Source organism: Proteus sp. ZN5 (assembly GCF_011046025.1).
Taxonomy (GTDB): Bacteria; Pseudomonadota; Gammaproteobacteria; order Enterobacterales; family Enterobacteriaceae; genus Proteus.
The window spans coordinates 884199-902905 of sequence record NZ_CP047639.1 but is presented as its reverse complement, the minus strand read 5'-3'; the positions used below and the strand labels follow the sequence as shown (position 1 = coordinate 902905).

Annotated in this window: 14 protein-coding genes and 2 pseudogenes; 5 read left to right on the top strand and 11 right to left on the bottom strand. The window is 39.2% G+C overall.

Annotation, left to right across the window (positions count from 1 at the left end):
- Positions 1-38: 38 nt before the first annotated feature.
- The 3 genes from GTK47_RS04120 to uvrA form a co-directional block, all read right to left on the bottom strand.
- Entirely contained in the window at positions 39-1388 is a 1350-nt protein-coding gene (locus GTK47_RS04120; protein WP_165122239.1) for an L-serine ammonia-lyase, iron-sulfur-dependent, subunit alpha, read from the bottom strand.
- Positions 1389-1452: 64 nt separating this feature from the next.
- Positions 1453-2784: an amino acid permease gene (locus tag GTK47_RS04115; protein ID WP_165122238.1), complete on the bottom strand. Its 1332-nt coding sequence runs from the start codon at positions 2782-2784 to the stop codon at positions 1453-1455.
- A 668-nt stretch (positions 2785-3452) separates the two neighbouring features.
- A complete protein-coding gene (uvrA, locus tag GTK47_RS04110; protein WP_165122237.1) occupies positions 3453-6287 on the bottom strand; it encodes an excinuclease ABC subunit UvrA in 2835 nt (944 codons plus the stop codon).
- Positions 6288-6539: 252 nt separating this feature from the next.
- Here uvrA and ssb1 point away from each other — a divergent pair, with 252 nt between their 5' ends.
- Together ssb1 and zur are read left to right on the top strand one after the other, a co-directional pair.
- Positions 6540-7067, top strand: coding sequence for a single-stranded DNA-binding protein SSB1 (gene ssb1 / locus GTK47_RS04105; protein WP_088494417.1), 528 nt, complete (start codon positions 6540-6542; stop codon positions 7065-7067).
- Between the two features lie 211 nt (positions 7068-7278).
- Complete coding sequence (gene zur / locus GTK47_RS04100) at positions 7279-7809, top strand: zinc uptake transcriptional repressor Zur (RefSeq protein WP_165122236.1); 531 nt, start codon at positions 7279-7281, stop codon at positions 7807-7809.
- A 34-nt stretch (positions 7810-7843) separates the two neighbouring features.
- Here the strand turns inward: zur and GTK47_RS04095 are convergent.
- From GTK47_RS04095 to GTK47_RS04080, 4 genes and pseudogenes are all read right to left on the bottom strand, one after another.
- Positions 7844-8148 (bottom strand): annotated as a pseudogene (locus GTK47_RS04095) (type II toxin-antitoxin system RelE/ParE family toxin).
- Positions 8138-8393 (bottom strand): annotated as a pseudogene (locus tag GTK47_RS04090) (type II toxin-antitoxin system RelB/DinJ family antitoxin). The pseudogenes GTK47_RS04095 and GTK47_RS04090 overlap by 11 nt, the downstream one beginning before the upstream one ends.
- Positions 8394-8554: 161 nt before the next feature.
- Complete coding sequence (gene lexA, locus GTK47_RS04085; protein WP_165122235.1) at positions 8555-9166, bottom strand: transcriptional repressor LexA; 612 nt, start codon at positions 9164-9166, stop codon at positions 8555-8557.
- Positions 9167-9293: 127 nt separating this feature from the next.
- A complete protein-coding gene (locus GTK47_RS04080) occupies positions 9294-9665 on the bottom strand; it encodes a diacylglycerol kinase (protein ID WP_006536373.1) in 372 nt (123 codons plus the stop codon).
- A gap of 130 nt (positions 9666-9795) precedes the next feature.
- Between GTK47_RS04080 and plsB the strand changes: the two genes are divergently transcribed.
- Positions 9796-12279: a glycerol-3-phosphate 1-O-acyltransferase PlsB gene (gene plsB / locus GTK47_RS04075; RefSeq protein WP_165122234.1), complete on the top strand. Its 2484-nt coding sequence runs from the start codon at positions 9796-9798 to the stop codon at positions 12277-12279.
- A gap of 102 nt (positions 12280-12381) precedes the next feature.
- On the opposite strand, the gene ubiA is transcribed toward plsB, so the two are convergent.
- The 3 genes from ubiA to pgi form a co-directional block, all read right to left on the bottom strand.
- The gene (gene ubiA / locus GTK47_RS04070; RefSeq protein ID WP_088494414.1) at positions 12382-13236 is read right to left on the bottom strand and encodes a 4-hydroxybenzoate octaprenyltransferase; all 855 of its coding nucleotides are present in this window, start codon (positions 13234-13236) and stop codon (positions 12382-12384) included.
- A 28-nt stretch (positions 13237-13264) separates the two neighbouring features.
- Positions 13265-13774, bottom strand: coding sequence for a chorismate lyase (gene ubiC / locus GTK47_RS04065; protein WP_165122233.1), 510 nt, complete (start codon positions 13772-13774; stop codon positions 13265-13267).
- Between the two features lie 221 nt (positions 13775-13995).
- Complete coding sequence (gene pgi, locus GTK47_RS04060) at positions 13996-15642, bottom strand: glucose-6-phosphate isomerase (protein ID WP_165122232.1); 1647 nt, start codon at positions 15640-15642, stop codon at positions 13996-13998.
- A gap of 265 nt (positions 15643-15907) precedes the next feature.
- Between pgi and lysC the strand changes: the two genes are divergently transcribed.
- Positions 15908-17287 carry a lysine-sensitive aspartokinase 3 gene (gene lysC / locus GTK47_RS04055; RefSeq protein ID WP_165122231.1) on the top strand — a complete coding sequence of 460 codons (1380 nt, stop codon included), beginning with the start codon at positions 15908-15910 and terminating at the stop codon, positions 17285-17287.
- A gap of 158 nt (positions 17288-17445) precedes the next feature.
- The gene (locus GTK47_RS04050) at positions 17446-18081 is read left to right on the top strand and encodes a hypothetical protein (protein ID WP_165122230.1); all 636 of its coding nucleotides are present in this window, start codon (positions 17446-17448) and stop codon (positions 18079-18081) included.
- A gap of 40 nt (positions 18082-18121) precedes the next feature.
- Here the strand turns inward: GTK47_RS04050 and GTK47_RS04045 are convergent, their stop codons facing one another.
- A complete protein-coding gene (locus GTK47_RS04045) occupies positions 18122-18700 on the bottom strand; it encodes a hypothetical protein (RefSeq protein ID WP_241256066.1) in 579 nt (192 codons plus the stop codon).
- Positions 18701-18707 lie beyond the last annotated feature (7 nt).

Below are 18707 nucleotides of genomic sequence, written 5' to 3'. Positions count from 1 at the left end.
TGCATCACAACATCACTGTCGCTTTAGGTTTTCGCCTTTTATATATTGACAGCTTGCTTCTTTTCCCCAGCATTGCGACGCGCTTTTTCTTCCATAATCTCAATAATTTGAATATCCGTATGTTGCATTGCACGACTGGCTAATGCACAGAGATTCGCTATTGAGCTATCGACATCGTCACTGACAATACCATCAGTACCCGCAACACTTTGATTTTGCATCGCCATTAATACGGCTTTATAAGCACTCGCTGCACTACTTGATACTTTCATTGCACAGCTATTTGATGCGCCATCACAGATAATGCCACTGATATCACCAATCATACTGTTAATAGACATACTGACAGTGGTGAAATCTTTTGTGAGTAACCATGCCATTCCTGCAGCGGCTCCCATTGAAGCAGTTGTTGCAGCACACAGGGCGGAAAGAGGTGGAAAATGGCTATGAACATAAATTGCCATTAAGTGAGATAAAACCAATGCACGCAGTAAAGTTTCATCATCTGCTTTGATAAATTCAGCAACAACCATCACAGGCAATGTTGCAGCAATTCCCTGATTGCCTGAGCCTGAATTACTCATTGCTGGTAATACCGCTCCCCCCATACGAGCATCGGATGCGGCTGATGCTCTGATCATGATTTCATTAAGTAAGTCTTTACCTAATAAACCTTTCTCTTGTTGCAGAATTAAGGTACGACCAATGGCTAATCCATAGGTGTTTTGTAGCCCCTCTTCTGATAAAGCGCCATTTAAACGAGCGGCATTGAGCATAAACTCAATTTCACTCACTGGCACATTCAGTGCAAAGTTATAGATATCTTCAGCACAAACATCAGTAAAAGGTTTTTCATCAATACTTTCGCAATTATTGGTAAGCGCTGATTTATCTTCCTCAAAAACAACGTTACCGTTACATTCACAGCGAACAACATGTGTATGCTCTCTTGCAATACTGACGATGGCATAACCAGATTGGCTATATACTTTCGCTTCAGAGTAAAGTACATCTTCGCAAGGTGCTTTTACACCCACAGTGACTTTACCTTGAGCAACCAGTGTTTTAGCTTGAGCAACTGCATCAGAGGATGCTTTTAACAAGACTTCCAGTCCTGCATCAGGATCTCCTCCTGTTGCACCTAATGCTGCTGCAATAGGTAGCCCAGCCATTCCCGTTCCCGGCACTGTTACGCCCATTCCGTTTTTCATCAAGTTTGGTGAAACCCAAGCTTCGACACGAACAACAGGCTCGCCTAAAAGTGCGGTTGCTTTCGCTGCTGCCAATGCTAATGAAATTGGCTCCGTACAACCGACTGCTGGCTTAACACCTTCACGTAGCTGACGAACAAACTGTGACCATAAATGAGAATTTTTGTTCTGGCTCATAATCTAACACCTTGGATTAATTTAGTTTTTAAAAACAACTCCTAACTAGAACCGAAGTTGGCGACTATGAGAATGCCAAGAACGGAGAGATAACGAGCAGTAAACCGGTAAAGATAATCAGGTAAAGTGACGCACCTTTGTATTTATGTAACATCGGTACTTTGTACACTAAGTATGCAGGGATAAGACAACCCACCATACCGAAAATTGGGCTACAAATTGAAGTGAAGCTCAGTACTGGCGCATTAAGGATGATTGCACCCCATGCCAGTAACACAGCGAAAATCATGATGCCGTTTTGTACCCATTTTTGGTTAATTTTCTCTGCTGGGAGATAACGTTGCAGGATGTTCATCACAATCCCTTGTGTCGCTTCACGGAAACCTAAGTAGACACCAAAGAATGCAGTCATTACGGCGAAGATGTTCAGCATTACGCTTACAACTGTTACCCAACCACCAGGGAAGAATTTCGCAGCAATGGCTAATGCAGAGATATTTTGCTCATACGCTTTAACTGCTTCATCGTGACCCATTGCTAATGTGAATGAGATTGCATAGAAGAAAACAGTACAGAACAACACACCGAACGCGATGTTCATTGCACGTAATGCTTTGTGACGAGCAACTTCACGGTTTTTATTACGACCACGGTAAGAGATAACCATTGGACTTAATGTTTGGATAAACAGAATTGAAGTCAGTGTAAAAGGTAATGTAATGATTGCTTCTTTGATTAAACGTCCAGCCGGTGGTAATGCACCTACGTTATAAAGATGCCACATACCAATCATAGAGAGCCCTAATGCTGCAACAACAAACAGTTTAGTCAGTACCATAAAACTTGATACTTTAAACAGTAATTGTTCACCACGAGAAGAGATAGCCACTAACGCACAAATCAGGATCAAACCATAGAATGGGTTTTCTGACAGTAAACCTTCAGTAACACCAAATGTTTGTAAGTAAGAAGCACTGTCATTAGTGATTGCTGTAGAGTAAACAAACATCCAGATGACTAGCATCACAAAGTAGAGCGCACCTAATAAGATACCCCAGTTTTTACCGAGATAACCGGTGATAACGCTTGGGTAGTCTTTACACTCTGGAGATTCAGCCAACGTATTAATAAATAGACGTTGGAAAAGGTACATAGCAGGATAACCAATGATCGAGGAAAGTAGGAAAACCCATAATCCCATCAGGCCCACCTGCACAGGTAAAAACACAATACCTGCACCGATAGCCATACCGATACTCATGATAACCCAGCCCACATCATTGCCGTCGAATTTAATTGCCGCACGCCACTCTTGTTCAGTCATACCTGCGCGGCGAGCGCCAGCACTAGTTGCGGGATAGCTTGTTGTCTCTGTTTTTGAGGAAGCCGTTTCCATATTAGTACTCACTTTTTATATTGTAATTGTTAATAGCAAAACGAATTTTTGGGGGTAAAAAAAGTCTATCTAACATTGCGATGTCGAAATAGCCTTACTCTTTGCAGGTATTATTTATTATGGGTAAATGATAGGGAATATTACGGAGAAAAAAGTTGTTATAAATCGTGATAGCCTGAAATGATTTGGAAAAAAATTCTATCGTAAGGAGAAAAGTAGGATTATCTGTTCAAAGAGCACAGTAAATAATAACCTTCCCTCTATTGTAACCCTCGAAAACAACCAACTAATTGATTAGTAATGAAAAAAACATATTGTTATACAATAATAGTCAAGTATAACAATTGAAACAAATCACCAAATAAACTGTGCTGCCCATCACGATATACTATGATAATCCTTTCTATTTAGCTTTGTTATCTCGTATTTAGTTAAAATACTGTTACAAAACAGCATAATTAACCATTTAATCTGCTTTTTATTAAAAAGGGCTATTAATAAGATAAAAATAGATAAGGAAGTGTATAACCCAAAGAGAATGCTTTTTTCGATAGAATTAAATTCTATCATACTCTACGGATTTACTTTTCTTGAAGAAAGCGCGCTACAAACAGTAAAGTGTTTATTGTCTGTAGCGCTTAGATCATAAGGGAATAAACGGTGTTATCTTAATAACCACGCTCTAAGATTGGTTTTAAGAATCTTGCAGTATGTGAACCTTCAAACTCTGCAACTTGCTCTGGTGTGCCTGACACTAAAATTTGACCACCACCACTTCCACCTTCAGGGCCAAGATCGACAATCCAATCCGCTGTTTTGATCACATCAAGATTGTGCTCAATAACAACAATAGTATTGCCTTGGTCACGCAACTGATGAAGAACTTCAAGCAACAATTCAATATCAGCGAAGTGCAGCCCTGTTGTCGGCTCATCGAGAATATAGAGGGTCTGTCCTGTTCCACGTTTTGACAACTCTTTTGCTAACTTAACCCGCTGCGCTTCACCGCCCGATAAAGTCGTTGCTGATTGTCCTAAACGAATATAAGAAAGACCAACATCAATTAATGTTTGTAGTTTACGAGCCAATGCAGGTACGGCATCAAAGAATTCTCTCGCCTCTTCAATGGTCATATCCAACGCTTCGTGAATATTTTTTCCTTTGTATTTGACTTCAAGGGTTTCACGGTTATAACGCTGACCTTTACATTGATCACAAGGTACATACACATCAGGTAAGAAATGCATTTCAACTTTTAAGACGCCGTCGCCTTGGCAAGCTTCACAACGTCCGCCTTTGACATTGAAACTGAAACGACCCGGCGTATAACCACGAGTACGAGATTCAGGTACACCCGCAAATAACTCACGAATAGGTGTAAAGACACCGGTGTAAGTTGCAGGGTTTGAACGAGGAGTACGACCAATTGGGCTTTGGTTGATATCAATAACTTTATCGAAATACTCTAGCCCTTCAACATCTAAATAAGGCGCTGGTACACTATTTGTAGCCCCATTTAATTGGCGTTGGGCAATAGGGAATAAAGTATCGTTGATCAGCGTTGATTTACCTGATCCTGAAACACCTGTAATGCAGGTAAATAAACCTACTGGTAATTTCAGATTTACATTTTTTAAGTTATTGCCTTTTGCGCCAAGAATGGCCAGTATTTTTTCGCGATCAACAGGTACACGTTGCTCTGGAATTGCGATACGGCGCTCACCACTTAAGAATTTTCCCGTTAATGAATTCGGGTTATTAATAATATCTTCAAGAGTTCCTTGAGCGACAATTTCACCACCATGAACCCCCGCACCTGGTCCAATATCAATAACATGATCGGCGGCACGGATAGCATCTTCGTCATGTTCAACGACGATCACGGTGTTACCTAAATTACGTAAGTGGATCAGCGTTTCAAGTAAGCGATCGTTATCTCGCTGATGTAAACCTATTGAAGGCTCATCCAACACATACATAACGCCAACTAATCCCGCACCAATCTGGCTTGCTAAACGAATACGTTGTGCTTCACCACCTGATAATGTTTCAGCTGAACGAGACAGTGTAAGGTAATTTAATCCCACATTGACCAAGAATTTTAGTCGGTCACCAATCTCTTTTAAGACTTTTTCTGCAATCTTCGCACGTTGACCGCTCAATTTTAGATTTTGGAAAAAGGTCATTGCATGACCAATGCTGTAATCGGCGATTTCTGGCAATGTTGTATTTTCAACATACACATGACGCGCTTCTCGGCGTAAACGCGTACCACCACAAGAAGCACATGAGCGATTACTAATATATTTAGAAAGCTCTTCACGTACCGCACTAGATTCTGTCTCGCGGTAACGGCGTTCCATATTATTTAATACACCTTCAAAAGGATGATGACGAACAACAACATCGCCACGATCGTTTGTGTATTTAAATTCAATATTCTCTTTGCCTGACCCCGTTAAAATAACTTTCTGGATATTATCTGGTAACGAATCAAATGGCGCTTCAACATCAAAATGATAGTGTTCACCCAATGAGCGAAGCATCTGGAAATAGTAGAAGTTACGGCGATCCCACCCTTTAATTGCACCACCGGCAAGAGAGATTTCTCTATTTTGGATCACTAATTCAGGATCAAAAAATTGCTGAACACCTAAACCATCACACGTTGGGCAAGCACCAGCAGGGTTATTAAAGGAGAATAAACGAGGCTCTAATTCGCTCATGCTGTAACCACAAACAGGGCAAGCAAAGTTGGCAGAAAAAACAATATCGTCTGCATTGCTATCATCCATATCAGAGATAACAGCGGTACCACCAGAAAGCTCTAATGCGGTTTCAAAAGATTCAGCTAAACGTTGAGCCAGATCGTCACGAACCTTAAAACGGTCAATAACCACTTCAATGGTATGTTTCTTCTGTAACTCTAATGTTGGTGGATCGGAGAGATCACACACTTCACCATCAATACGCGCACGAATATAACCTTGAGCAGCAAGATTATTGAGTAACTTAATATGCTCACCTTTACGCTCTTTAACCACAGGCGCTAAAAGCATTAAGCGCTTGCCTTCAGGTTGTTCAAGCACATTATCAACCATTTGGCTGACCGTCTGAGCGGCGAGCGGAATATCGTGATCAGGACAACGAGGCTCACCAACACGCGCAAATAAGAGACGTAGGTAGTCGTGAATTTCTGTAATCGTTCCCACTGTCGAACGTGGGTTGTGCGACGTAGATTTCTGCTCAATCGAAATAGCGGGGGATAAGCCTTCAATATGGTCAACGTCAGGTTTTTCCATCAATGAAAGAAACTGACGAGCATAAGCAGAAAGCGATTCTACATAGCGTCGCTGCCCTTCTGCATAAAGCGTATCAAAGGCTAAAGAAGATTTACCTGAACCAGAAAGCCCCGTAATAACAATCAGTTTATCGCGAGGAATGATCAAGTTGATATTTTTTAGATTATGGGTGCGAGCGCCCCGTACTTCGATTTTATCCATGAATATATCCCGGATTGAGAGAGTCGCCGAAAAAGAAAGAATCGGACAATTATGACACAAAGTTAACTGAATGGATATACAGTATATATAGTGAAATTGAATGATGATGTAACTATGTCATTTTGAGACAGAAAAATTTCGACAATGTTCACAATTGAGAAATTCATCACACGTCATATTCAAATTTTAGCGTACGTGATAAACTTATTCGCTTATGATTTCAAAAAATTTACTTTCGCAGGAGTACCTCACATGGCGAGCAGAGGCGTAAACAAAGTTATTCTTATCGGTAATTTAGGGCAGGATCCAGAAATCCGTTATATGCCAAGTGGCGGTGCAGTTGCCAATTTAACACTGGCAACATCAGAAAGCTGGCGCGATAAACAAACCGGTGAAATGAAAGAAAAAACCGAGTGGCACCGTGTGGTAATTTTCGGCAAATTAGCGGAAATTGCAGGCGAATATCTGCGTAAAGGTTCACAAGTGTATATCGAAGGTCAGTTACAAACACGTAAATGGCAAGACCAAAGCGGTCAAGACAGATATAGCACTGAAGTTGTTGTTAATATTGGTGGCTCAATGCAGATGTTAGGCGGCCGTGGTGGTCAAGATGGCGCTCCATCCCAAGGTGGCCAAGGCGGTTGGGGTCAACCACAACAGCCACAAGCATCACAACAATTTAGCGGTGGTGCACAATCTCGCCCAGCACAACAACCTGCTGCGGCCCCAGCACCAAACAATGAACCACCTATGGATTTTGATGACGATATTCCGTTCTAACAGTTACCTGAAAGTTCAGAACAATTTATCTAAAATCATCTAAAAAATTAACCCAGCTTAGGCTGGGTTTTTTGTTCTAACAACAGATACTTTTAAATAAGGGCGTAATACCACAGTTATTTTCACAAAACCCCACTTTACACAAAGGTTTACTCTTGAAAAATATGATAGGATCTGTGTCATTAACAACGTCTGAGAGCATCTTATCCCCATGAATGAAGAGAAATTGCTCGCTCAGGCAGAAAAGATCTGCCAGAAACGAGGTGTTCGCCTGACTTCACAACGTCTGGCAGTATTACGTCTGATAATGCAGCAACCTTCTGCTATCAGTGCTTATGATTTATTGGATTTATTACGCCAAATTGAGCCACAAGCAAAACCTCCTACTGTCTATCGCGGGTTAGAGTTTTTACTTGAGCAAGGATTTATCCACAAAATAGAATCCACCAACAGCTATGTGCTTTGTCATCATTTTGATGATGTTGAACATACGTCAGTAATGCTAATTTGTGACCGCTGTTTATCTGTCACTGAAAAGAATAGTCATAAAATCGAAGATGCGATTTCATTACTAGCAAAAGAGAGTGGATTTCATTTACGACATAGCGTCATCGAAATTCATGGATTGTGTTCACTGTGCCACGAAGCACAAGAGTGTACACATCCTGAAGGTTGTCATCATGATCACAGTATGGATGATAATCTTAAGCAGAAAAAAACTGGCGACTATAAGCCTCGTTGAGCTTATAAAATACAAAAAGCCAGCTAAGTGCTGGCTAATACATGTTGTTCTTTTGAATTCTCATTTCAGCTAATGAATAAGCTTTACTCTCCTCACGCTTACCAACAGCAATAACTAAAATCACAACTTCAGAATCAATAACTTGGTAAACAATCGAAAACCAGATGCTCGTAATTTAATCTTATAGCAACCCGCAAGATCACCTTTTAAGCGGGCTGACTCTATATAAGGGTTTTCCTGCAATTTTTTTAATTTCTTTTTAAACTGCTCTTTAATGCTTTGATCGAGTTTCTGCCATTCTTTCAAGGCACGCTTATCAAACTCAATATTAAAGATCATCGATATTTACTCTTATACGTTTACATGGTTTCTTCAAACGTTCACGTACAACAGCTAAAAGATCCTCATCTTCATCTTGTTCATCAACAACGACAGAAACTTCAGAGAAAGGTAACTTTTTATTTTCAGAAACATAACGTAGAAACAATCTTATGGCATCTGAAGGAGATAGGTTCATTATTTCAAATACTTGATAAGCTTCTTTTTTTGAGCTCATCGTCTACTCTAACTTGTATTGTTGTCATAAGCACCTCCGTAATTAAAACACATCATATTGTAATTACATTTGTAGTACAGTGGTGTTTTTTTATACAAATTAGAAATAAAAAAATGCAGATGATTTTGTATTTTTACACATCATCTGCATCTTTATAAAATAAGTTGTATTGACTTACTTTGGTACAAATTACAGCCATTCGCCGTTACGAATAACCCCTACTGCTAAACCTTCCACAGTAAAGCTTTGTTCGCGTAAATCGACGACAATAGGTGAAAATTCTGGGTTTTCTGCATGAAGTTCAATTTTATTACCGCTTTTCTTAAAGCGCTTTACTGTCACTTCATCTTCGATACGAGCCACAATAACTTGCCCGTTGTGAACATCTTGCGTTTTATGCACAGCAAGCAAATCACCATCCATAATACCAATATCTTTCATTGACATACCATTAACGCGCAATAAAAAATCTGCACTTGGTTTAAATAGCATTGGGTCAACTTGATAGTGGCTTTCAATATGCTCTTGCGCTAAAAGTGGTTCACCAGCAGCGACTCGCCCAATTAATGGCAGTCCTTCTGGCTCTTCTTCCATTAGCAAACGGATACCTCTGGATGCACCAGAGACAATTTCTATCACGCCTTTACGAGCAAGAGCTTTTAAGTGCTCTTCTGCCGCATTTGGTGAGCGAAACCCAAGTTGGGAAGCTATTTCAGCCCGTGTTGGTGGCATACCCGTTTGCGAAATGTGATCACGAACCAAATCGTAAACCTGCTGCTGCCTTGCAGTTAATGCTTTCATTCCGCCCCCTGTTTGTTTATACAGTCAGACTGTGAGTATATACAGGTATATGACGATTTGAAACCTTAAATGAATATAAAACACGCATCTTTGGATTATTTTTCGACAAAAATCGAATTTTTTAACTTTATGCGAAGAAATGCCCCCAAAGAATGGTTACCCAAGTAAATAATCCCAATATAATAGCAATCAGAACGGCGGCAGAACCCATATCTTTTGCACGTCCGGATAATTCGTGGTATTCAGATCCAATTCGATCGACAACGGCTTCTATTGCACTATTTACCAGTTCCAAGATCACAACCAATACAACGGAACCAATGAGTAAAATGCGCTCTAGACCACTGACATCGATGAAAAATGAAAGGATAATTGCAACCAAGGTCACAATTGCTTCTTGTCTAAAAGCGGCTTCATTAATCCAAGCAGCACGAATGCCTTTGTATGAATAGCCACCAGCTTTGATGATTCGGGTAAGACCTTTATTTTGATTAGCCATAATAAACTCTATCGAAAACAAACGATTATTTTGCCACTTTTCTCTATTAATATTGTCACAGCACCACAGATCTACGAAAGACTTTCTGTTATGCTTTCGAAGTATTGCTAATAAGAGGCTACAACTATTTATGTCAGCTTGGCGTAAACTATATTATAACACATTGAATTTACCACTAAAATTATTGGTAAAAAGCAAACGAGTTCCGACTGATCCTATCGCTGAATTAGGGTTAGATACGTCGCGATCTTTCCTTTATGTTCTGCCCTATCATTCAAAGGCGGACTTACTGACATTACGACAGCAGTGTCTCTCTTTAGGATTGCCTGATCCGCTACAACCTATTGAGATCGGTGGAACTAAGCTTCCTGCATATGTCTTTATTGATGACGGCCCAAGAGTATTCCGTTACTACTCGCCAGATCCTCGTAAAGATTCCGTGAAGACATTCCACGCTTATCTTGATGCACATCGTAATAACCCACATCTTGATATCGAGATGTTGCCGGTTTCCGTGATGTTTGGACGCTCTCCTGGTCGTGAAGGCCATAATGGCGTTCCACATTTACGTGTGCTTAACGGTATCCAAAAATTTATCGCTATCCTCTGGCTAGGTCGTGATAGCTTTGTTCGCTTTTCACCTACGGTTTCAATGCGAGAAATGGCGAACGAACACGGTACTGACACCAGTATAGCCCGTAAACTCGCGCGTGTTGCACGTATCCACTTTTCACGTCAGCGTTTAGCGGCTGTTGGTCCAAAATTGCCAGCACGCCAAGATCTCTTCAATAAATTGCTTTCCTCGAAAGCCATTGAAAAAGCGATTGAAGATGAATCAAAAGCGAAGAAAATTTCGCTCGATAAAGCGCGTAAAAATGCCACAGATATCATGGAAGAAATTGCAGCTAATTTCTCATATGAAGCGGTGCGTATTAGTGATCGCGTATTAAGTTGGACATGGAATAAGCTCTACCAAGGTATCAACGTTTATAATGCCGAGCGAGTACGTAAACTCGCACAAGATGGGCATGAAATCGTTTATGTTCCTTGCCACCGTAGCCACATGGACTACTTACTGCTTTCTTATGTGCTTTATCACCAAGGTTTAGTACCGCCACATATTGCGGCAGGTATTAACCTTAATTTCTGGCCAGCAGGGCCTATTTTCCGCCGTTTAGGGGCTTTCTTTATCCGAAGAACCTTTAAAGGTAACAAGCTTTACTCCACCATTTTCCGCGAATATTTAGGTGAGCTATTTACACGCGGTTACTCGATTGAATATTTCGTTGAAGGTGGACGTTCTCGTACAGGTCGATTGTTAGATCCTAAAACAGGAACACTTTCAATGACAGTACAAGCCATGTTACGCGGTGAAACACGCCCTATCTCTGTTGTTCCAATTTACATTGGATATGAACACGTTATGGAAGTGGCAACCTATGCCAAAGAGTTACGTGGCGCAACAAAAGAGAAAGAAGGCTTTATGCAGATGGTCAGAGGATTACGTAAATTACGTAATCTTGGCCAAGGCTATGTGAACTTTGGTGAGCCGATTTCTGTTGTCCAATACTTAAATCAGGCTGTTCCACAATGGCGTGATGATATTGACCCAATTGAGCCACAACGCCCAAGTTGGTTAAACCCAACAGTAAGCACACTGGCTGATAACATTATGGTTCATATCAATAATGCGGCGTCTATTAATGCAATCAACCTTGTTTCAACAGCCTTGTTGGCATCACGTCAGCGTGCTCTCACTAGAGAGCAACTGTTAGAGCAAGTCGATTGTTATCTGCAATTATTACGCAATGTACCTTATTCGACAGACATGATTGTGTCTGATAAAAATGCTGAAGCCTTATTAGAACACGCGTTGCAATCAGATAAATTCCAAGTCGAAAAAGATAGTCTGGGTGATATTGTGGTGCTCCCTCGTGAAAGTGCGGTATTAATGACTTACTACCGCAACAACACAATCCACTTAATGATCACTCCATCATTAATTGCAAGCATCGTCTTACATCATGAAAAAATTCATCGTGATGATTTAATGAAACAAGTTGAGTTAATCTTCCCTCTTATTAAAGCGGAACTATTTATTCGTTATGAGAAAGAAGAGCTCCCTGATGTCATTAATACTTTGATTACAGAACTGTGTCGTCAGCGCCTGATTTGTTGTGATAGTGATGGCTTACTGCGTATTAATCCAGCGCGTATTCGTCCATTACAACTTTTAGCCGCCAGCGTCAGAGAAACCTTGCAACGCTATGGGATTACGCTTTCCTTACTCAATTTTGCGCCTGAAATTAGCCGTGCATTATTGGAAAAAGAGAGCCGTATCTTGGCACAACGTCTTTCTGTCTTACATGGTATCAACGCACCTGAATTCTTTGATAAAGCGGTATTCTCTACCTTAGTTTCAACGCTACGTGAAGAAGGCTATCTCAATGATAATGAAGATATCCTAAAAGCAGATGCATCTGCCCTTTACCAAGTGATTGCAAAATTAATGTCACCAGAAATTCGCTTGACCATTGAAAGCGTGGGGATCACCGAAGATAACAATTCAGTACAAGCTACTGATGAAAAAAGTGAGCCTGAATCTGATGAATAATCAGTAAATAGTGCAATGACCTAAATAGAAAAGGGATAAGCTCATTGCTTATCCCTTTTTGTTTCTACTCAATAGTAGAGAATACTTCAGCACTTACTTATCTTAAAAATAACTAAATAAAATACCCGCAAATAAAACAAAGCCAACATAGTTATTATTCATAAAAGCTTGGAAACATGGTGCTCTTTCACGCTCTGCAATAAGCTTCTGCTGATAAATAAACAGTGCCGTTACTAACAATAGCGACCAATAGTAGATACCTTTCAGATTCAGCAAAATACCGATACCCACTAATAACGCCAACATCACCAGTTGTAAAATACCGATAATAATTTTGTCATAACGACCAAATAGAATGGCGGTAGATTTAACCCCAATTTTTATATCATCATTACGATCAACCATTGCATATTGCGTATCGTAAACGACAGACCAAACAATATTGACAAGGAATAATAGCCAACACACTAACGGTAAGCTTTCAGAGACAGCAGCAAATCCCATAGGGATTGACCAGCCAAAAGCCATACCTAAAATAAGCTGAGGTAGATTACTAAACCGTTTAACGAAAGGATAAAACCATGCCAGCGCAAGCCCTGCAACAGAGAGCCAAATAGTCATGGTATTAAGTGTTAGAACTAATGCAAAGGACAAGAGCACCAATACGATAAATAAAATTTTGCTCTCTTTTTCTGTCACAGCCCCACTAGGTAATGGTCGATTTTTAGTTCGTTCAACACTGCCATCAATTTTTCGGTCAGCAAAGTCGTTTATTACACACCCAGCGGCACGCATAGAGAACACGCCAATAGTAAAGACAATCAGAATATGCCAATCAGGAAAGCCTTTAGCGGCAATCCATAAAGCCCAATAAGTTGGCCAAAGTAATAATAGCGCTCCGATAGGTTTATCTATACGCATTAAACGGCTATATGCTTGCCATTTACTTTGCGTCATACTTCCCTCCAATTTTAGCTCCCCCTAATTACTTCTTATACACTGGTGATGCAGGTAGAAACATCTCGGTTAATAATAAAGGTTTATCTGAAAGCTGGAAACGAGAACGGCGCAGCCAATACCCATTTTGTTGCCCGATATGAATAAAATCGCGACTTAAGGTTGTTTCCTGAAACAGATAACGCCCAAGTGGAACGGTTCTTAGATTGACCAGTTTTCTGTCTTCGCCTGTTAGAGTCTCTTCTGGTACTAACGTTCGCCCTAATAACCAAGGAATATCGTCACCACACAATACCACTTCTCTTAACCAATAACGCTGACTTTTGGGTAAACACGCGCTTTCGTCAGCGGGTTCAATAAGGTCAATAAATCCTTCTTGATAAGGCATTACAGTGACTTTTTGGCAATGTTGTTCAAATCGCCGTGTCATTGAGCCTAATTCCATTAACCAACTTAATGTACTTTCTTGAATAGTTGCATGTTCCTCACTGGGTAGCCAATGGATAGGTGCAGGGGTAATTATTGATTTTTTGAACATTTATTCATCATCACGCGTTGATGATCCTAGCTTGTGTGAGTCATGATGCATAAGGATATCATGATGTGACTAATGGAAGTTAAAAGCTGATAACATTTCGCATAAATAATCTAAAAAAGCGTTAAAAGAAAATCAGATTGAGCACAAAACAATCAAAAAACAAAGGAGGTTATAAAAACCTCCTTTGTATCTAACCAACTACTTATATTCAGTTTATTCGATTAACGCCATGCTTTGTAACGATTAATCAGATTATTTGTTGAGCTATCATGGCTGTTAACACTTTCCTTACCTTTTAATTCAGGAAGGATACGATTAGCCAGTTGTTTACCTAATTCAACACCCCATTGGTCAAAGGTGAAGATGTTGAAAATAACACCTTGTACAAAGATCTTATGTTCATACATTGCAATCAATGCACCTAATGAATAAGGCGTAATTTCTTTTAATAGAATAGAGTTAGTTGGACGATTACCTTCGAACACTTTGAAAGGTGCAACATAGCCCATGGTTTTAGGATCTTTACCTGCTGCGGCAAATTCAGTATCAACTTGCTCACGTGTTTTACCAAAAGCAAGCGCTTCTGTTTGAGCAAAGAAGTTAGACATCAGTTTTGCATGATGATCTGATAATGGATTATGGCTAATTGCTGGAGCAATAAAATCACAAGGGATGATTTTGGTTCCTTGGTGGATCAGTTGGTAAAACGCATGTTGACCATTTGTACCCGGCTCACCCCAAATGATAGGACCTGTTTGATAATTAACTTTGTTTCCATCACGATCAATATACTTACCATTAGATTCCATATTACCTTGTTGGAAGTAAGCAGCAAAACGATGCATGTATTGATCGTATGGCAGAATCGCTTCAGTTTCTGTGCCAAAAAAATTGTTATACCAAATGCCAATAAGAGCGAGGATTATTGGGATGTTATTTTCAGCATCTGTTGTTCTAAAGTGGTTATCCATAGCATGAGCACCTTCCAGCAATTGCTCAAAGTTGTCATAACCAACAGATAATGCGATCGATAAACCAATTGCTGACCATAATGAATAACGACCACCAACCCAATCCCAGAATTCAAACATATTGGCAGTATCAATACCAAATTTTGCCACTTCGGTGCTGTTAGTGGATAACGCGACAAAGTGTTTCGCAACAAAAGCACTCTCTTTCGCAGAGGCTAAGAACCAATCTCTTGCTGAATGTGCATTTGTCATGGTTTCTTGTGTGGTAAATGTTTTTGATGCGATAAGGAATAACGTTGTTTCAGGATCACATTTTTTCAGCGTTTCTGCGATATGCGTACCATCGACATTAGAAACAAAATGCATAGTAAGATGATTTTTATACGGGCGTAATGCTTCTGTCACCATATAAGGGCCAAGATCAGAACCACCAATACCAATATTTACAACATCAGTAATCGCCTTACCTGTATAACCTTTCCACTCACCACTAATAATACGCTCACTGAATTTCTTCATTTTATTCAGCACAGCGTTAACTTCTGGCATGACATCCTTGCCATCAACAATAACGGGAGCATTGCTACGATTACGTAATGCGGTATGTAATACAGCACGATCTTCAGTACGGTTGATTTTTTCACCCGTAAACATGCTATTTATCGCACCTTCAACATCACATTCCTTAGCCAAAGCCTGCAATTTTTCTAATGTTTCTTTCGTAATACGGTTTTTTGAAAAATCCACTAGAATTTGGTCTGAAAACGTCTTTGAGAATTGCTCAAAGCGTGATGGTTCCTGAGCAAACAGTGTTTTCATCTCGGTATCTTTGATAACCGAAAAATGGTTTTCTAATGCCTTCCAGGCTAAGGTTTGGGTTGGGTTTACATTTTTCATTCACAATACTCTCTTAAGATTACAATCTAATATTCTCAGATTGTAGCCTGACATTTAATAGTTACAGTCAATTCTTTCTCATTTAATGATATTGGTCAAAACCATTCAACAAATCTAGTACTAATTACTTACATAGGTAAAACCGATAATACGGAGCTGATTATTAATTAAATTGATTATTCTTCACTCTGCATTGACTCTCTACTTAATAACCGATATTCCTAAGTGTGTCCAACATCTCATTTTTGCCTAAAGGAATACGACAATGACTGATAATACTGCTACGCCTTCAACTGCATCATCACCATACACTATCGCTAAATTTGGTGGCACCAGTGTTGCTAACTATTCAGCAATGGAAAAATGTGCAGATATTATTCTTAAACAAAAGTCAGTTCGTGTCGTCGTTCTTTCGGCATCTGCGGGAATTACTAATTTATTGATTGAACTTGCAGCAGGTACTGAACCTTCACAACGAGAAGCTTTACTCTCACAAGTCCGTGATATTGAATACGCGATTATCAACCAGCTTTCTCAACCAGAAATTATTTCCCAAGAAATAAACCGCCTGCTTGAAAATATTGAGATGCTTTCTGAAGCAGCAGCGTTAGCAACTTCTGACGCATTAACTGATGAGCTTGTCAGTCATGGCGAATTAATGTCAACTTTGCTTTTCGTTGAGTTATTGCGTGAAAAAGGTATACAAGCAGATTGGTTTGATGTCAGAAAAGTGATGAAAACGAATGATCTATTTTGTCACGCCGAACCCGATATGGTGCAGCTTACTGAACTCACACAAAGCCTTATTCAACCTCGCCTAGAAGAAACGGTTATCGTAACGCAAGGTTTTATTGGTCAAGAGCCAAAAGGGAGAACGACAACACTAGGGCGTGGTGGAAGTGACTATACTGCCGCTCTGATTGGTGAAGCACTAGGCATGTCCCGTGTAGATATCTGGACAGATGTACCCGGTATTTACAGCACCGACCCAAGAATAGTGCCAGAGGCGCATCGTATTGATCAAATCGCCTTTGATGAAGCGGCTGAAATGGCAACCTTTGGGGCTAAAATATTACACCCTGCGACATTATTGCCTGCAGTTCGTAGCGGTATTCCTGTTTTTGTTGGCTCAAGTAAAGCCCCTGAAGAAGGCGGCACTTTAGTTTGTGCACAAACAGAAAATCCACCTGTATTCCGTGCGATCGCACTGCGTAGAAAGCAAACATTGCTCACGTTACATAGCCTGAAAATGCTTCATGCGCGTGGTTTCTTGGCTGAAATTTTCACCATTTTATCGCGCCATCATATTTCAGTTGATGTGATAACAACATCTGAAGTCAGTATTGCTTTAACCCTCGATACAACGGGTACAACAAATTCATCAGGCAGTTTATTAACGAATGCCTTATTAACCGAGCTTTCTGCATTATGCCGTGTTGAAGTAGAAGAAGATCTGGCGTTAGTTGCCGTGATTGGTAACTCTCTTTCACAGGTAAATGGTTTAGGTATTAAGATTTTCGGCACATTAGAAAATTACAATATTCGTATGATTAGCCACGGTGCAAGTACTCATAATTTATGTTTATTAGTTGATGGCAAAGATGCAGATAATATTGTGCGTAAGTTGCATGATACTTTGTTTTAATTAATAACTAATTATCAATATATAGAAGAGAGATAAAAAATTATTTCTCTTTTATTTTTCATCCTTTCCATTAAAAATGCCTTATCTATTAAAGATACTTTATTCATATTTTTTTAAACTGCGACTTCACTTTATTAAAACATATGGATATGTCAATTATGGTAACTAGAATTACATCCGAAACTCCACTTAGTACACATTCAACTCTGAATAATGAAAAAGCACCTTCTTGCGTAAAAATAAATGTAATATCAGCCCAAAATACCTCTAACTCAATGACAAAAGGACCTATCTATCTAACTGGAAATTCAATATTTTATTCAATTTCGCATAATGGCCAAGAACAATCAGGTATCAATAAAACTGGACGGTCAACGTTTTACGCAAAACTAAATAATTCTCAAGAACAAATAGATACCAGACTGAATGATTTTATACAAAACACCAAAAATAATGAATCCTTAATTAAAGAAACAATAGAATCAATACGTTATAATTTCGAAGAATTGATTGATTTAGATAAAAAAATTAACAATGAATATGAGAAAGAATACAAAGCTAAAATAAATAATATTTTAAGTTATATTAATAAAAACGATGTTAACAATTTAATCCATGAAAAGAAATTCACAGAAGCAAATAATTATTCCAATAATCTAAAAAAAATAAAGGAAGTTTTAATCGACATAATTATACAATATAGTCATCCAGATGATAAAAATACACCTACTATATTATCGAAAATAGAGAAGCAAATAGAACTAATTAATAATGCTAGTATTTATACTCGATAAATTTAGTTTAAAGAGCTTCTCTCTTAGAAGCTCTTTACTTTTAATAAACCCGATAACCGCCATATTTCTTAGCAAATTGATTAAATTTACCAAAATCAATTAAAGCGATTTCTAAAGAACGATGTGCAAGATGTGACATTTTTGCGAGCTGTTCAACAAACACATGATTTTCTTCAAGAAGTTTTTTTGTCAATGTAGATGCGATTATTTCGCACTCTTTTGGCGTCACTATCCAACCATCATTTGTAGCAAATTTATGAATAGGAAGATTTCCTTCTTTCCCACTCTCTTTGGCTAACAACGCTTCTTCTTCTTTCATCGCCTGCTTAAATAAAATGATTTCTTCTTCAACCGGTTCAGGAGAAGTAGGAATTTTATGATAAATATAGTCACCAACCTCTTCAATTCGTGCTGGTGTCATTTCGGCTTTCAACCAAATTTTATCAAATGCTTTTTCATCTAAAATAGCATCTGTATCTAAGCTTCCGGTGAGTTGCATCAGATTTAAAAAAGCATTAATTAAAACTTCACTTAATGGATAATTTCCTTTTGCTAAAGAAGGAAATGGCACTTCAGCGCCAGCAGGTGGGGTTTTCTGAAGGTACAAAGTATAGTTCATTATAATG

Bases quoted from the DNA above. Each gene is read 5' to 3' on its own strand.
- GTK47_RS04120 (WP_165122239.1), bottom strand. From the start codon at position 1,388: ATGAGCCAGAACAAAAATTCTCATTTATGGTCACAGTTTGTTCGTCAG.
- pgi (WP_165122232.1), bottom strand. From the start codon at position 15,642: ATGAAAAATGTAAACCCAACCCAAACCTTAGCCTGGAAGGCATTAGAA.
- lysC (WP_165122231.1), top strand. From the start codon at position 15,908: ATGACTGATAATACTGCTACGCCTTCAACTGCATCATCACCATACACT.
- GTK47_RS04080 (WP_006536373.1), bottom strand. From the start codon at position 9,665: ATGGCTAATCAAAATAAAGGTCTTACCCGAATCATCAAAGCTGGTGGC.
- GTK47_RS04045 (WP_241256066.1), bottom strand. From the start codon at position 18,700: ATGAACTATACTTTGTACCTTCAGAAAACCCCACCTGCTGGCGCTGAA.
- uvrA (WP_165122237.1), bottom strand. From the start codon at position 6,287: ATGGATAAAATCGAAGTACGGGGCGCTCGCACCCATAATCTAAAAAAT.
- lexA (WP_165122235.1), bottom strand. From the start codon at position 9,166: ATGAAAGCATTAACTGCAAGGCAGCAGCAGGTTTACGATTTGGTTCGT.
- ubiA (WP_088494414.1), bottom strand. From the start codon at position 13,236: ATGACGCAAAGTAAATGGCAAGCATATAGCCGTTTAATGCGTATAGAT.
- plsB (WP_165122234.1), top strand. From the start codon at position 9,796: ATGTCAGCTTGGCGTAAACTATATTATAACACATTGAATTTACCACTA.
- ssb1 (WP_088494417.1), top strand. From the start codon at position 6,540: ATGGCGAGCAGAGGCGTAAACAAAGTTATTCTTATCGGTAATTTAGGG.
- GTK47_RS04115 (WP_165122238.1), bottom strand. From the start codon at position 2,784: ATGGAAACGGCTTCCTCAAAAACAGAGACAACAAGCTATCCCGCAACT.
- GTK47_RS04050 (WP_165122230.1), top strand. From the start codon at position 17,446: ATGGTAACTAGAATTACATCCGAAACTCCACTTAGTACACATTCAACT.
- zur (WP_165122236.1), top strand. From the start codon at position 7,279: ATGAATGAAGAGAAATTGCTCGCTCAGGCAGAAAAGATCTGCCAGAAA.
- ubiC (WP_165122233.1), bottom strand. From the start codon at position 13,774: ATGTTCAAAAAATCAATAATTACCCCTGCACCTATCCATTGGCTACCC.